Source organism: Sphingomonas aquatilis, assembly GCF_014196115.1.
GTDB classification, from domain to species: domain Bacteria; phylum Pseudomonadota; class Alphaproteobacteria; order Sphingomonadales; family Sphingomonadaceae; genus Sphingomonas; species Sphingomonas aquatilis.
Window position 1 is genome coordinate 837,508 of record NZ_JACIDB010000001.1, and the last position, 15,093, is coordinate 852,600.

The 15,093-nt window shown below is 65.9% G+C and carries 10 protein-coding genes; 6 read left to right on the plus strand and 4 right to left on the minus strand.

From position 1 onward, the window contains the following. Positions 1-2: 2 nt before the first annotated feature. Positions 3-2,075, minus strand: a complete 2,073-nt coding sequence (locus GGR47_RS03900; RefSeq protein ID WP_147036386.1) for a TonB-dependent siderophore receptor — start codon at positions 2,073-2,075, stop codon at positions 3-5. Positions 2,076-2,263: 188 nt separating this feature from the next. Between GGR47_RS03900 and GGR47_RS03905 the strand changes: the two genes are divergently transcribed. The 5 genes from GGR47_RS03905 to GGR47_RS03925 all read left to right on the plus strand — a co-directional run bounded on the left by GGR47_RS03905 (position 2,264) and on the right by GGR47_RS03925 (position 8,733). After that, positions 2,264-4,741 carry a glycoside hydrolase family 3 protein gene (locus tag GGR47_RS03905; protein WP_147036385.1) on the plus strand — a complete coding sequence of 826 codons (2,478 nt, stop codon included), beginning with the start codon at positions 2,264-2,266 and terminating at the stop codon, positions 4,739-4,741. A 107-nt stretch (positions 4,742-4,848) separates the two neighbouring features. After that, positions 4,849-5,715 (plus strand): cytochrome ubiquinol oxidase subunit II, encoded by an 867-nt coding sequence (locus GGR47_RS03910; RefSeq protein WP_147036384.1) that lies wholly within the window; start codon positions 4,849-4,851, stop codon positions 5,713-5,715. Beyond that, positions 5,712-7,799: a cbb3-type cytochrome c oxidase subunit I gene (locus GGR47_RS03915; RefSeq protein ID WP_147036383.1), complete on the plus strand. Its 2,088-nt coding sequence runs from the start codon at positions 5,712-5,714 to the stop codon at positions 7,797-7,799. The genes GGR47_RS03910 and GGR47_RS03915 overlap by 4 nt, the downstream gene beginning before the upstream one ends. Further along, entirely contained in the window at positions 7,796-8,422 is a 627-nt protein-coding gene (locus tag GGR47_RS03920; RefSeq protein ID WP_147036382.1) for a cytochrome c oxidase subunit 3, read from the plus strand. The genes GGR47_RS03915 and GGR47_RS03920 overlap by 4 nt, the downstream gene beginning before the upstream one ends. Further along, entirely contained in the window at positions 8,419-8,733 is a 315-nt protein-coding gene (locus tag GGR47_RS03925) for a cytochrome o ubiquinol oxidase subunit IV (protein WP_147036381.1), read from the plus strand. The genes GGR47_RS03920 and GGR47_RS03925 overlap by 4 nt, the downstream gene beginning before the upstream one ends. 187 nt (positions 8,734-8,920) lie before the next feature. Here the strand turns inward: GGR47_RS03925 and rpoD are convergent, their stop codons facing one another. The 3 genes from rpoD to GGR47_RS03940 all read right to left on the minus strand — a co-directional run bounded on the left by rpoD (position 8,921) and on the right by GGR47_RS03940 (position 13,653). After that, positions 8,921-10,957, minus strand: coding sequence for an RNA polymerase sigma factor RpoD (rpoD, locus tag GGR47_RS03930; RefSeq protein WP_147036380.1), 2,037 nt, complete (start codon positions 10,955-10,957; stop codon positions 8,921-8,923). Beyond that, positions 10,957-12,837, minus strand: coding sequence for a DNA primase (gene dnaG, locus GGR47_RS03935; RefSeq protein WP_147036379.1), 1,881 nt, complete (start codon positions 12,835-12,837; stop codon positions 10,957-10,959). Before dnaG ends, rpoD begins: the two co-directional genes overlap by 1 nt. A gap of 363 nt (positions 12,838-13,200) precedes the next feature. Beyond that, complete coding sequence (locus GGR47_RS03940) at positions 13,201-13,653, minus strand: GatB/YqeY domain-containing protein (RefSeq protein WP_147036378.1); 453 nt, start codon at positions 13,651-13,653, stop codon at positions 13,201-13,203. A gap of 142 nt (positions 13,654-13,795) precedes the next feature. On the opposite strand from GGR47_RS03940, the gene carA reads away from it, so the two are divergent. Continuing rightward, the gene (carA, locus tag GGR47_RS03945) at positions 13,796-15,058 is read left to right on the plus strand and encodes a glutamine-hydrolyzing carbamoyl-phosphate synthase small subunit (protein ID WP_147036377.1); all 1,263 of its coding nucleotides are present in this window, start codon (positions 13,796-13,798) and stop codon (positions 15,056-15,058) included. The last annotated feature ends 35 nt before the right edge of the window (positions 15,059-15,093 follow it).

The following is a 15,093-nucleotide window of genomic DNA, read 5'->3' on the forward strand; positions in this document are numbered from 1 at the left end:
CGTCAGATGCCGTAGCGCAGCGACAGCATCACGTTGCGCGGTGCATTGGCGAAACAGTCGCCGCGGACCAGGCATGAGGCATAGCCCCTGCGGTCGAACAGGTTGGTCGCGTTGAGCGACAGCCGCCACCGTTCGCGCGTGATCTCGGCGAGGGCATCGACCATCGCGCGGGCCGGCGTGACGATCGACCAATTGGCGTCGCTCGTGACCTGCCGGCCGGCATAGCGCACGCCCGCGCCCAGCCGCAGCGTGCCGAGCGCTGCGTCGAAGCTCTTCGTCGTCCAGGCCGACGCGATGGTGCGCGGGAAATATCCCGCCGCTTCCTCGTCGCCGGTGATCGTGTTGTGGCCATAGGCGAGCGACAGGTCGAACCGACCCGGCAGGCTGTGCGTCGCTTCCACCTCGAACCCCTTGGTCGTCAATTCGCCAGTCTGCGTGATGCGCATGCCTGGGCCGGTGATCGGGCGGCCGTTTTCCTTGATGCGGAAGGCGGTGGCGGTGACCATCGTGTTCGGGCCGGGCTGCCATTTGGCGCCCGCTTCGAATTGCGTGCCGGTCTGCGGACGGAACGGCCTGCCATCGCTGGTGGTCCCTGCGATCGGCTGGAAGCTCTCGGTATAGCTGAAGAAGGGCGAAATGTTCGCCGCGACCTCGCCGATGATGCCGGCGCGGAAGGTGGTGGCGCTGTCCGACGTGCGGGTCGCGCCGCTGTGGCCGATCACATGATCGCGGCGGACGCCGAGGACGAGCGACACGCGGTCGTAGAAGCGCAGCTGATCCTGCGCGTACAGGCCCAGCTGAGACTGGGTCGTGCGCGAATAGGGGTCAGTGGCGACCGGCGTCGCGAGCGTGGCATAGTCGATATTGTACAGGTCGATCGTCTGGTAATCATAGGCGGACGTGATGCCGACCTTGTTCCAGCTGTAATCGACCCCCGCGAGCAATGTGTGCTCGATATGCGCGCCGGTGTTGAAGCGGGCCTGCACGTTATTGTCCGTGGACAAGACGTTCAGCCGCCCGAGCTGGGACCCCGCGTAAACGCCGATCAGACGGCCGTCGCTGCCCGGCACGTACGGATCCGTCGGGTTCGAATAACTGTCGGGATAATGGGTGTTATAGGTGAGGTGGCTGTCGATGTAGCGCGCCTTCAGGCTCAGCTTCACTGCATCGCTGAACCGGTGGGTCAGCAGTCCCGACCCCTGCCACATGCGTCCGTCGTACCGATCCCAGCCGGGCTTGCCGACGAAGAGATAGGGATCGAGCGGCGGCCGCCCGCGATTGTCGCGCACCGTGCCGACGATCGGCAGGAAGTTGAGCGTCGATCCGGTCTTGTCCTGCTGGTAGAGGCCGAGCAACGTCACGTCGGTGCGCGCATCCGGTCGCCAGGTGACCGACGGGGCGATCATGATCCGGTCGTCGGGAACGTGATCGACATAGGTGCCCGAATCGCGCACCCGCGCGACGATGCGCCCCGCCAGCTTATCGCTGGCCGCAAGGTTGAGGTCGGCCAGCACCTCCTTGCGATCGAAGCTGCCATAGGTCAGCTGCACCTCGCCCGTGTTCGTGAATACCGGCGTCTTCGACACGAGATTGACGAGCCCGCCGATCGATCCCTGTCCGAACAAGACCGAGGCGGGGCCGCGCACCACCTCGACCCGCGAGAAATTGTACGGGTCCGACGCGATGTTGACGTAATAGCTGTAGATGTCGCGCATGCCGTCACGAAACTGGAGCGCGCTGACGCCGCGGATCGTGAACGTGTCGACGCGCGTGTCGCGACCATACAGGTCGGTCAGCACGCCCGCCGCATAGCGCATCGTATCGGCAACGCTGATCGCGCCCTGCGACAGATAGGTCTCGCTCGGGATGACCGTGACCGGCTGCGGCACCTCGATCGCCGGCGTGTCGGTCTTGGTCGACGCCTGTGCTTCGGTCACGCGGCCCTCGACGAGGATATCCCCGCCCGACTGCCCATCTGCAACCTTGCGCTGGGCGTCGGTAGTATCGTCGGTGGCGGCGGCGCCCGGTGTCAATGCGACCAGCGCAGTTCCGGCGAGCAATGCGAAAGCTGACATGAAATCCCCTTTGGTAACGGCGGGGCCAATATCGCTATTGCGAATCGCATGCAATTGTCTCGAAGGGTAGCTGGGTGCCACTGCTGGCAATGGTTTTATGATAGCGAAACCATGCGGCGCGGACCTAAGCGGTTGACGGCGCTCGCCTCTGCCCGGCAAGTCAGCCCGACAGGATCAGGAGAGGTTGAATGGCGTTTTCCCGCAGCGTGGCGATGATCGTTGCCGCCAGCGCTCTGGCGGCGGGCATGGTGACAGGAGAGGGGCTGGCGCAGCAGGCGGCTTCTACCGGCGTCGCGCATCCCGAGCTGTGGCCGACGCTGCCGATGAAGCTGAAACGCAATCCGAAGGTCGAGGCACGGGTCGACGCGATCCTGAAGCGGATGAGCGTGGAGGATAAGGTCGGCCAGCTGATCCAGGTCGATATCGCCTCGATCACGCCCAAGGACCTCGAGACGTACAAACTCGGTTCGGTTCTGAACGGCGGCAATTCGGCGCCCAATAGCGACGAATTCGCCCCTGCCGCGGAATGGTTGAAGCTGTTCGACGCGTTCTACAACGCGTCGGTGAAGCGCAGCGATGGGCGCCCGGTCGTGCCGATTATCTGGGGCACTGACGCGGTGCATGGCGACAACAATATCGTTGGCGCGACGCTGTTCCCGCACAATATCGGCCTTGGCGCGACGCGGGACCCTGCGCTGATCCGGCGTATCGGCGCCGCGACCGCGGCGGAAACGGCGGCAACCGGCATCGACTGGAGCTTCGCGCCGACGGTGGCGGTGGTGCAGGACGACCGCTGGGGTCGGACCTACGAAAGCTATTCCGAAGAGCCTGAGATCGTCCAAGCCTATGCCGGACAGATGGTCGAAGGGCTGCAGGGCGCGGTCGGTCAGGACTTCATGGCGCCCGGCCATGTCATTTCCTCGGTGAAGCATTTCCTGGGCGATGGCGGCACCGGCGGCCGCGATCAGGGTGATACGCGCGTCAGCGAACAGGTGCTGCGCGACGTGCATGCCGCGGGCTACAAAAGCGGCCTCGCCGCGGGCGCGCTGACCGTGATGCCGAGCTTTTCCAGCTGGAACGGCGTCAAGATGACCGGCAATAAAAGCCTGCTCACCGACGTGCTGAAGCAGCGCATGGGCTTCGATGGCTTCGCGATCGGGGACTGGAACGCGCACGGCCAGGTGCCGGGGTGCAGCAACGAGGATTGCCCGGCAGCGATCAATGCGGGCCTCGACATGTTCATGTATTCCGGCCCGAAGTGGAAGGAGCTGTACGCGAACACGCTGCGCGAGGCGAAGGACGGGACGATCCCGGCGGCGCGGCTGGACGATGCGGTACGGCGGATCCTGCGGGTGAAGATGCTGGCGGGCACGTTCGATGCCGGGCGCCCGTCGTCGCGGCCGATGGCGGGCAAGTTCGACCTGCTGGGTTCTCCCGAGCATCGCGCTATCGCGCGTCAGGCGGTGCGTGAATCGCTCGTGCTGCTCAAGAACAACGGCGGCGTGCTGCCGCTGAAGCCTAGTGCCAATATCCTCGTCGCCGGCCGTGGCGCGGACAATATCGGCCAGCAGTCGGGTGGCTGGTCGATCACCTGGCAGGGCACGGGCGTCACCAATGCCGCCTTCCCTAACGGCCAGTCGATCTGGAGCGGGATCGATCAGGCGGTGCGGGCGGGCGGCGGCAAGGCGACGCTGGCGGTCGATGGCGCGTACACGACTAGGCCCGATGCTGCGATCGTCGTGTTCGGCGAAACGCCTTATGCTGAGTTTACCGGCGACCGCCCGACGCTGGAATATAGCCCCGAAGACAAGAGCGACCTTGCGCTGCTGAAGAGGCTGAAGGCGGCGGGCATTCCGGTCGTCGCGGTGTTCCTGTCGGGGCGGCCGCTGTGGGTGAACCCGGAGTTGAACGCGGCCGATGCCTTCGTTGCGGCCTTCCTGCCCGGCACCGAGGGTGGCGGCGTCGCCGACGTGCTGATTGCAGGGCGCGACGGCAAGCCGCGCAACGACTTTCATGGCAGACTCAGCTTTTCGTGGCCCAAGCGACTCGACCAATATGTGCTCAACCGGCGCGATCCCAATTACGATCCGCTGTTCTCGTTCGGCTACGGCCTGACCTATGCGAAGGGCGCGACGGTGCCACAGCTGAGCGAGGCAAGGCCTGCGGGCGGTGCGGCCGATCAGAATGCCTTGTTCGTGCGCGGGCGCGTCGTGCCGGGCGCGCGGCTGGAGACGCAGGGACCCGTCCAGCTCAGCCGGGTCGATCGCACGTCGCAGGAGGATAGTCTGCGCCTCACCTTCGCCGGCACGGGTGCGGCTAGCGCCTATCTGGACGAGGCGACGCCGATCGATCTGACACGCGAGACGAACGGCGATCTCAGCCTGATCGTCGACTATCGCGTGACGCAGGCACCCACCGCGGAGGTAACGCTGGGGGTGCTGGGTAAGGCGGCCGGCACCGTGCCGATCACCGGTGCGCTGAAAGGCGAAGTCGGCGAATGGCGGCAGATCGCCGTGCCGCTGCGCTGCTTTGCGCAAAGTGGCGCGACGATGGGGGCGGTGCAGCGCCCCTGGGTGATCGCGACCACCGGGCGGCTCGGCATGGATGTCTCGGGCGTCCGCATCGCGAGCGCGCCGCCGGGGCCGGTGAGCTGCGGCACGCGCTGAACCAAGTCAGCCGGTCCTCGCGTTGATCGCGCGGGAACCGGCTTGTCGGGCATTCGTCTGACGACATGGGATGCCGGCGATGGGGACCGGATCGAGAAGGGGGTGACGTGCGCACAAAGGGTCTCGTGCGGCTGGTGGTCGGCGGTGCGCTGGTGCTGGCGTCGAGTGGCTGTGCCGCGCTGTCGCACGGGTTCGTCAACGCCGCCGGCCCGGTCGCGGCGGATCAGCGTCATCTGTTCGTCGTGCTCGCCTGCGTGCTCGTCTTCGTTGCCGGGCCGGTGCTGCTGCTCGTGCCGCTGTTCGCCTGGCATTACCGGCTGTCGAACACCCGCCATGCCTATCGCCCGAACTGGTCCTTCTCCTGGCCGGTCGAGGCGCTGATCTGGATCCCGCCGACCGCGATCGTCATCGGTTTGGCGGTGCTGCTGTGGCATCATACGATCCGCGACGATCCCTATCGGCCGCTTCCCGGCGGGCCGCCGGTCGAGGTGCAGGCGATCGCACTCGATTGGAAATGGGTGTTTATCTATCCGAGGCAGGGTGTCGCTTCGATCGATCGCCTGACCATTCCCGTCGGGCGTCCGGTGCGTATCCGGCTAACCAGCGGTACGGTGATGCAATCGCTGATGATCCCGCAGCTCGCCGGGCAGGTCTATGCGATGGCGGGCATGACGACGCAGCTTCACATCATGGCGTCGCGCCCCGGCACCTTTCGCGGCGCCAACACGCAATACAATGGCGATGGCTTTGCACATCAGCGCTTCGACGTGGTGGCGCTTCCGGCCGGCGCGTACGATCGCTGGCTGACGCAGGCGCGGGCAGCCGACCGTCCGCTCGATGCGGCGACGTGGCGGCGGCTTTCGGCGCGCTCGGTCATCGCGCAACCGGTCGTCTTTTCCAGCGTGGCGCCGCAACTCTTCGACCGGGTCGTCGCCCAGGCGGGCGATCACGGCCATAGGAAGGATCATCGATGACCGCCGCGTCCCCCGTCTTCCCGGCGCTGCTGGGGCGGTTCGCCTGGGCCGATCTGCCGTTCGTGCGGGCATGGCAGGATCCCAATGCGAGCGAGATCGTCGGTGCCGCGGCCGGCGGGCTGGTGGTGATCGGCGCCGTTGCAGTCGTGGTGTTGCTGACCCGCTATCGGCTGTGGGCCGAATGGCTGACCAGCCTCGACCACAAGAAGATCGGCATCATGTACATCGTCACGGCCTTCGTGATGCTCGCCCGCGCGCTGGTCGAGGCGGTGCTGATGCGCGTGCAGCAGGCGGTGGCGATCGGCGATCCGGGCTTCCTGTCGCCCGACCATTTCGGCCAGCTGTTCTCGACGCACGGGTCGATCATGATCTTCTTCATGGCGATGCCGTTCCTCACCGGTCTGATCAATTACGTCATGCCGCTGCAGATCGGCGCGCGCGACATGGCCTTCCCATGGGCCAATTCGATCGCGCTGTGGCTGACGATCGGTGCGGCCGGGCTGATGATGGCGAGCCTCGTCGTCGGACAGTTTTCCACCGGCGGGTGGAGCGGCTATCCGCCCTATACCGAGCGCGCGTTCAGCCCCGGCGTCGGCGTCGATTACTGGATCTGGGCGGTGACGCTGTCGTCGATCAGCTCGACGATGGCGGGGATCAATATCGCCTGCACGCTGTACAAGCTGCGCTGTCCGGGCATGACCATGATGCGCATGCCGATGTTCTGCTGGACGTCGCTCTGCACCGCGATCCTGATGATCTTCGCGCTGCCGCCGCTGACCGTCGCGACGGGCCTGCTCGCGCTCGACCGGTATCTGGGCTTCCACATGTTCACCAACGACCTCGGCGGGAACATGATGAACTACGCCAACCTCTTCTGGCTGTTCGGCCATCCGGAGGTGTACATCCTGATCCTGCCCGCCTTCGGCGTCTATTCGGAGGTGGTATCGACCTTCTCCGGCAAGGACCTGTACGGATATACCTCGCTGGTCATCGCGACGATGGCGATCGCGGTGTTGAGCTTCACCGTCTGGGTCCACCACTTCTTCACCATGGGGCAATCGGCTGAGATCAACGCGGTGTTCGGCATCGCGACGATGACGATCGGCGTGCCGACGGGGGTGAAGATCTACGACTGGATCTGGACGATGTTTCGGGGTGAGGTGCGATTCAGCGTGCCGATGCTGTATGCCATCGCCTTCATGATGACGTTCGTGCTGGGCGGCCTGACCGGGATCGTGCTGGCGATGCCGCCGCTCGATTACCTCGTCCACAACACGCTGTTCCTCGTCGCCCACTTCCACAACATGCTGATCCCCGGGCTGCTGTACGGGATGCTCGCCGGTTACACCTATTGGTTTCCCAAGGCGTTCGGGTTCCGCCTCGACGAACGTTGGGGGCGGGTTGCGGTGGCGTGCTGGGTGGTGGGCTTCTACCTCGCGTTCATGCCGCTGTACGTGCTCGGCGCGAGCGGGATGGCGCGGCGGACGAGCGCGATCTTCGAACCCGATTTCCGGCCGTGGCTGTACGTCGCCTGCGTCGGCGCTTTCGTGCTGCTCGCCGCGCTCGTCTCACTGGGGGTGCAATTGTGGGTCAGTATTCGAACCCGCGACGCGCGCCGGGTGCCGGCTGGCGATCCGTGGGACGGGCGGAGCCTTGAATGGGCGATCCCGTCTCCGCCGCCGGCGTATAACTTTGCCGTGCTGCCGCCGGTCGATCGGCGCGACTGGTTCTACGACCGCAAGCACGATGCGGCGAAGCCCGATCCGTACCGGCGGCCCGCAGGCTATGAGGCCATCGACATGCCGCGCAACGCCATGAGCGGTATGGCGATCGGTTTGTCCGCCGCGTTGGCGGCGTTCGGGCTGGTATGGGGCATGTGGTGGCTCGCGGTGGTGAGCGTCGAACTGATCGTCGCGGCGGTCGTGTTGCGCAGCTTCGGGCGGGGGCAGCACCGGACCATCCCGGCGCGGCAGGTCGCGGCGGAGCATGATGCCTGGCTCGCGTTGGTTCATGCGACGCCGCCGACGCCGCGGCAGACGGAAATGAGTGACGCCAATCGCGGTCGGGCGGAGATCAAGGCATGAGGGACCCCGAACTGGCGCATGTCGGCCTGCCGCTCGGCAAGAGCGAGGGGTTGGACACGGAGCGGGCGGAGACGGCGATCTTCGGCTTCTGGCTGTTCCTGATGAGCGACGCCGTGCTCTTCGCGTTACTGTTCGCGACCTATGGCACGATGGTCGCCAATACCGTCGGCGGGCCGACGCCGGCGTCCGAATTCAAGCTGCTGCCGACCTTCGTCGAAACGCTGCTGTTGCTGACCAGCAGTGCGACCTTCGGCCGGGCGAGCGTCGCCATGACCTGGCGCGAGCCCCGGCGCGTGCTGATCGGCTGGCTGGTCGCGACATTGGGGCTGGGGCTGAGCTTCCTGGCGCTGGAGGCGAACGACTTTGCGACGATGTTCGCTCATGGCGCCCTTCCGACACGAAGTGGCTTCCTGTCGTCCTTCTTCGCCCTCGTCGGACTGCATGGGTTGCATGTCGCGCTGGGCAGCTTCTGGCTGGTGGTGATGATCGGGCAGATATTGGCTTACGGTTGCGATGCCAGGGTGCGGGTCAATCTGCTGCGGCTGGGGCTGTTCTGGCACCTGATCGACATCGTCTGGATCGCGATCTTCAGTCTCGTCTATCTGCCGGGGGCGATCCGATGAGCAATCCGGCCAAGGAGCGGGCGGCGGCGCTACGGACCTATGCGGTCGGCTATGTGGGGTCGCTGGCGCTGACCGCCGCCGCCTTCGTCGCGGTGCGCTGGCCGAGCTTTGCCAGCCGGACGACGTTCGGGATCGTGCTGGCGCTGGGGTTCGTGCAGATGGTGGTGCAGTTCCGCTGCTTCCTCCACATCGGGCTGAAGCGGTCGTCGCGGCATGACCTGCAGCTGATCCTGTTCACCGCGCTGATCATCGCGCTGATGGCGAGCGGGACGCTGGTGATCCTGTTCAACTTAAGGGGACGGATGGGGTAGGGGCCGCCCCGTTCCCATCCGTTCGTGCTGGTGAGCAGGCCGCCGAGCCCCCCAGGCTCGGCTGAAACCATCCGGGGGATGGTTTCACCTAGCTCACTGTCGAAGCACGGGCTTCCGCAAGCGATGCCGGTGCTTGTGGAAGCCCGCCCTTCGACAGGCTCAGGGCGAACGGAAATTGGGCGGGCAGTTACTGATCCAGGAACGAGCGCATCTTGCGGCTGCGGCTGGGGTGCTTCAGCTTGCGCAGCGCCTTGGCTTCGATCTGGCGGATACGTTCGCGCGTCACCGAGAACTGCTGGCCGACCTCTTCCAGCGTGTGGTCGGTGTTCATGCCGATGCCGAAGCGCATGCGCAGCACGCGTTCTTCGCGCGGAGTGAGCGAGGCGAGGACGCGGGTGACCGTTTCCTTGAGGTTCGCCTGGATCGCGGCATCGACCGGGATGACGGCGTTCTTGTCTTCGATGAAGTCGCCCAGGTGGCTGTCTTCCTCGTCGCCGATCGGCGTTTCGAGGGAGATCGGCTCCTTGGCGATCTTCATCACCTTGCGCACCTTTTCGAGCGGCATGCTCAGGCGCTCCGCCATTTCCTCGGGCGTGGGCTCGCGACCCTGCTCGTGGAGGAACTGGCGGCTGGTGCGGACCAGCTTGTTGATCGTCTCGATCATATGGACCGGGATGCGGATCGTGCGCGCCTGATCGGCGATCGAGCGCGTGATCGCCTGACGGATCCACCAGGTCGCATAGGTCGAGAACTTGTAACCGCGGCGGTATTCGAACTTATCGACCGCCTTCATCAGGCCGATGTTGCCTTCCTGAATCAGATCCAGGAACTGAAGACCGCGGTTTGTATACTTCTTGGCGATCGAGATCACGAGGCGCAGGTTCGCCTCGACCATCTCCTTCTTGGCGATGCGCGCCTCACGCTCCGCCTTCTGCACCATGTTGACGATGCGGCGGAATTCGCCGAGCGCCATGCCGGTCTGCTGCGAAATCTCGCTGATCTCACCGCGGATGCGATCGACCGCCGCTTCCTCGTTGGCGGCGAAATTGCCCCACTTCTTGTCCAGCTTCGCGACCGACTGCAGCCACGTGTCATCGGTCTCGTGGCCGACATAGCGGTCGAGGAAGTCCTTGCGGCTGACCTTGTGGCGTTCGGCGAGGCGCAGCATCTGGCCGCCCAGCGCGGTGAGGCGCCGGTTGAAGGCATAAAGCTGGTCGACGAGATATTCGATCTTGGCGTTGTGGAACTGGACGCTCTCGACCTCGGCGGTCAGCTCTTCGCGCAGCTTCTGATACTTGCGCTCGTCCGCTGCCGACAGCTCGCCACCCGCCTGCATCGCATCGAGGCGCGCCTGCTGGATCTTGCTGAACTTCTTGTAGAGCGCGGTGATGTTGGCGAACCGCTCGAGCGCCTGCGGCTTGAGCGTCTCTTCCATCTGCGCGAGGCTGAGGGTGTTGTCCTCTTCCTCATCATCGCTGGGACGCGGCGGGCGCGGGCTGCCGTCCTCGTCCTCGTCATCCGCGGACACTTCCTCAGGCTCGGCCTCTTCCTTGAAGCTGGCGCCGGCGGTCTTTTCGCTGATCTCGCCGGTGTCGTCGTCCTCGGCACCCTCGACCTGCTCGGCCGACGGACCCTTCGACAGCATCGCGTCGAGATCGAGGATCTCGCGCAGCTGCATCGTGCCTTCGTTGAGCTGCGTCGACCAGTCGATGATGGCGTTGAAGGTGATCGGCGATTCGCACAGGCCCAGGATCATCGTGTCCCGACCGGCCTCGATCCGCTTGGCGATGGCGATTTCGCCTTCGCGGCTGAGCAGTTCGACCGCGCCCATTTCGCGCAGGTACATGCGGACCGGATCGTCGGTCCGGTCGACGGTTTCCTTCTTCTTGGTTTCGAGCGCAGGCGCGGCGGTGCCATCGCCGTCAACCTCGGTGACCTCGGCCTCGTCCTCCTCGGACGCTTCCTTCTCGTCACCGTCCTCGCCGGCTTCCTCGTTCTCGACGATATTGACGCCCATCTCGTTGAGGGCCGCCATGATATCTTCGAGCTGATCGGAGGACATCTGGTCCTGCGGCAGCGCCTCGTTCAGCTGGTCGTAGGTGATGTAGCCGCGCTTCTTGGCGCGCGCGATCAGCTTTTTGATGTCGGCATCGTTCAGGTCGATCAGCGGTGCATCGGCCCCATCGCTACCGTCGTCACCACCGTTACCGTTAAGCTTCGCCATCAATTGTCCTCGGAACCAAACGCTCGGGCGTCTTCGTTCGCTTGCACGAGATTTGCAAGTCGAAGCTCCAACGCCTGTTTCTCTTTCACCAATGCCACTTGCCGTTCGAACGCCGCATCGGTGAAATGCGCCTGCATCGAGACGGTCGCCTCGTGCAGGGCCAGGTCGACTTCGGGGCGGGCCACCAGAATGGCGATCGCCTCGTCAAGATCGGCCCGGGCGCGGCTGACGTCGCCGCCGCTTTGCGTGAACGAATAGGGCATCGTGTCGGCCCTCAACAGATCGCTGGCGATCGTATCGAACCCACTCCGCGCCAATATGGTGCGCAGACGCGCGCTATCAAGCGCCTGATCCTCGAGCGCGACATCGACGACCGCTTCGAACAAGCGGCCGAGCGCGCCATCGACCAGTTTGAGGCTGCCGAGCACCTCCATATGCCGGGCGATCTCCACCGGATGGCGGATCAGGCCCGCGAGTACCGCCTTGGCCAGCACGCGGTCGATCCCGGCGGCGTGGAAGGCCTTCACATCCTCGGTCGGCGGAGCGATCGGCTGTTTCCACTGGCCGTCCGCACCACGCTTGCCCTGGGGGCGCGGTGCGTTGGGAGTGAAGGTGCGACGTTTCGGCGCGAAATGCTCGTAGAAGCGATTGCGGAAGTCGTTTTCATATTCCTTGCGCACCGACCCGTCGGCGATCGTCGCGGCGAGATCGGCGAGCCGTTGCTTCAGGCCGGCGCGCTGTTCGGGCGTGTCGAGCGGGCCGGCGGCGACCTCGCTCTGCCACAGGCGGTCGACCAGCGGCTGGGGCTGGCCGAGCAATGCCTCCATCGCGGCGGCGCCGCCGGCCTTCACCAGATCGTCGGGGTCCTGCCCCTGCGGCAGGGTGACGAAGGACAGGCTGCGGCCGGGGGCGAGCATGGGGAGGGCGCGGTTGGCGGCACGCAACGCCGCCTTCTGCCCGGCGCTGTCGCCGTCGAAGCAGAGGATCGGCACGTCGACCATCCGCCACAGCCGTTCGAGCTGTGCCTCGGTCAGCGCGGTGCCGAGCGGGGCGACGGCTTCGTGGATGCCCGCCTGGCTGAGCGCGATGACGTCCATATATCCTTCGACCACCAGCACGCGGTTCGCCTTGCGCGCAGCGGGGGCGGCGCGGTCGAGATTGTAGAGCGTGCGGCCCTTGTCGAAGAGCGGCGTGTCGGGCGAGTTGAGGTATTTGGGCTCGCCGTCGCCGATCACGCGGCCGCCGAAGGCGATGACGCGGCCGCGGGCGTCGCGGATCGGGATCATCAGCCGGCCGCGGAAGCGATCGTACGGGTCCTTACCCTCGACCTGGATCAGCAGGCCGCATTCGACGAGCGCGGGGTCGCCGTAATCCTTCAGCGCGGTCTTCAGCTTGCCGCGGCTGTCGGGGGAAAAGCCCATGCCGAAGGTGCGGGCGGTGTCGGGGGTGATGCCGCGCTTGGCGAGGACGGTGCGGGCTTCGGCACCGCCGATGCCGTTCAGCTGTTCGGTGAACCAGCTCGCGGCGTCGGCCATCGCGTCGTGCAGGCCCTTGGCGCGTTCGGCCTTGGCAGCGGCGCGGCGATCCTGCGCGGGCATCTCCATGCCGGCGGCCTGCGCCAGTTCCTTCACCGCATCGATGAAGGGCAGGCCGCGCTGATCGGTCATCCACCGAATCGCATCGCCATGCGCCGAGCATCCGAAGCAGTGGTAGAAGCCCTTGTCGTCGTTGACGTAGAAGCTGGGCGTCTTTTCGTTGTGGAACGGGCAGCAGCCGCGCATCTCGCGGCCCGCCTTGGTGAGCTTGGTCGTCTTGCCGATCAGCGCCGACAGCGACGTACGGGCGCGAAGCTCGTCGAGGAACTGCGGGGACAGGCTCATGCGTGCGATTCTACTATGCCCGACGAGGGGCGTTTAGGCAATGCGCCGATGCCGGAGGCGCGCGGAAGTGGACGAAGTGGACGGTATGTAACGTTCGGAATGCGGCCCTGTGCGAGCGGGCCGCGGGAATGGCCGTTCGCGCCCCGGGGGCGCGGGTCGGGTGGACGATGGCAAAGAGCGAGGTGCTCTATGCACGGTTTGTTCCGTGTAGGACAGGGGCGATCGTCCTCTCTCCGTCACCCCGGACTTGATCCGGGGTCCCGCTTGCAGTCGCAGAAGAAGAAGAAGAAGCGGGATCCCGGCTCAAGGCCGGGATGACGGAGGAGGGGCGGAGTGGGTGGGGCGGTCGTTGCGCGCCTTCGCTTACGACAGCGCGGCCTTCACCAGGCCGCTGGCCTTGCTCATGTCGAGGTTCGCGGCGTGGCGGGCCTTTAGTTCGGCCATGACGCGGCCCATGTCCTTCATGCCGGTGGCGCCCAGTTCCGCCTTGATCGCCTCGATCGCCGCGGTCGTTTCGGCGTCGCTCATCTGGGCGGGGAGGAAGCGCTCGATCACCGCGACCTCGGCCTTTTCGGCGTCGGCGAGTTCCTGGCGGCCGCCGCTTTCGTACATCTGGATCGATTCGCGGCGCTGCTTGACCATCTTCTGCAACACCTCGACCACCACGGCATCGTCGTCGGTGGGGGCGGTGCCGGTGCGCAGTTCGATGTCGCGGTTCTTGATCGCGGCCTGGATCAGGCCGATCGCGGCGCGCGCTTCCTTGTCGCCGGCCTTCATGGCGGTGACCTGGGCGGCCTTGATGTCGTCGCGAATCATGGAAGAAAGCCTCGAATACGGGAAAGCCGGGGACCCTAGCGGAAAGCGGCGGCCCCGTGAACCGGTTGACCTAGGCCAAGCTGGGGGGTAGCGGGCGCCACTTAGCGACATAGACGAAACCTTCAGGAGTGCCCGCCAAGCCATGGCCGAGCCTAAGCCCATTGCCATGCCCGCAAAGCCCGATGGGGCCACGGGCGTTCTGGTTCTTGCGAACGGCGAGGTGGCCTGGGGCCGCGGTTTCGGCGCGGAAGGCGCGGCGGTGGGCGAGGTGTGTTTCCACACCGCGATGACCGGCTATCAGGAGATCATGACCGACCCGTCGTTCGCGGGCCAGATCATCACCTTCACCTTCCCGCACATCGGCAACGTCGGCGCCAACCCCGACGATATCGAGGCGGATGCGCCGCATGCGCTGGGCATGATCGTGCGGCAGGACGTGACCGAGCCGTCGAACTTTCGCGCGGTCGAGCGGCTGGACGGCTGGATGAAGCGGCATGCGCGCATCGGCCTGTCGGGCATCGACACGCGCGCGCTGACCCGCCGCATCCGCGCGGGCGGTGCGCCGAATGGCGTGGTCGCGCATTCGGCGAGCGGCGAGTTCGACCTTGATGCGCTGCTGGAGATGGCGCGCGCCTGGCCGGGGCTGGAGGGCATGGACCTCGCCAAGACGGTGTCGACCGAGACGCATTACGCTTGGGGCGAGGCGCGCGAGGGCGACGTGTGGCGGCTGGGCTTCGGCTATGGTGGCGATGGGGCTTCGACAGGCTCAGCCCGAACGGCAGGAGAGGGCGCGACATCCACGACCGTTCGCCCTGAGCCTGTCGAAGGGCAAGTGGCGAAGGACCGCCCGCACGTCGTCGCGATCGATTATGGCAGCAAGCACAACATCTTCCGCAATCTGGTGAAGGCGGGCGCGAAGGTGACGGTGCTGCCGGCGCAGGCGACGTTCGACGACGTGATGGCACAGAACCCGGACGGCATCTTCCTGTCCAACGGCCCCGGCGATCCCGCCGCGACCGGCGACTATGCGGTGCCGGTGATCCGGCAGCTGCTCGATACGGGCAAGCCGCTGTTCGGCATCTGCCTCGGCCACCAGCTGCTCGGGTTGGCGGTGGGCGCGCGGACGACGAAGATGTTCCAGGGCCACCGCGGCGCCAACCATCCGGTCAAGCGCCTGTCCGACGGCGCGGTCGAGATCACCAGCATGAACCACGGCTTCGCGGTGGAACGGGAGTCGCTGCCCGCCAACGTGCGCGAGACGCATGTGTCGCTGTTCGACGGGAGCAACGCGGGGCTGGAACTGACGGATCGTCCGGCGTTCAGCGTGCAGTATCACCCGGAAGCAAGCCCGGGGCCGCAGGATAGCCTGTATCTGTTTGAGCGGTTCGTCGGATCGCTGCGGTGATATATTCAGCGCTCTTGCTACTCACCGCCGTCTCC

Bases quoted from the DNA above. Each gene is read 5' to 3' on its own strand.
- GGR47_RS03900 (WP_147036386.1), bottom strand. From the start codon at position 2,075: ATGTCAGCTTTCGCATTGCTCGCCGGAACTGCGCTGGTCGCATTGACA.
- GGR47_RS03905 (WP_147036385.1), top strand. From the start codon at position 2,264: ATGGCGTTTTCCCGCAGCGTGGCGATGATCGTTGCCGCCAGCGCTCTG.
- GGR47_RS03915 (WP_147036383.1), top strand. From the start codon at position 5,712: ATGACCGCCGCGTCCCCCGTCTTCCCGGCGCTGCTGGGGCGGTTCGCC.
- GGR47_RS03920 (WP_147036382.1), top strand. From the start codon at position 7,796: ATGAGGGACCCCGAACTGGCGCATGTCGGCCTGCCGCTCGGCAAGAGC.
- GGR47_RS03925 (WP_147036381.1), top strand. From the start codon at position 8,419: ATGAGCAATCCGGCCAAGGAGCGGGCGGCGGCGCTACGGACCTATGCG.
- rpoD (WP_147036380.1), bottom strand. From the start codon at position 10,957: ATGGCGAAGCTTAACGGTAACGGTGGTGACGACGGTAGCGATGGGGCC.
- dnaG (WP_147036379.1), bottom strand. From the start codon at position 12,837: ATGAGCCTGTCCCCGCAGTTCCTCGACGAGCTTCGCGCCCGTACGTCG.
- GGR47_RS03940 (WP_147036378.1), bottom strand. From the start codon at position 13,653: ATGATTCGCGACGACATCAAGGCCGCCCAGGTCACCGCCATGAAGGCC.
- carA (WP_147036377.1), top strand. From the start codon at position 13,796: ATGGCCGAGCCTAAGCCCATTGCCATGCCCGCAAAGCCCGATGGGGCC.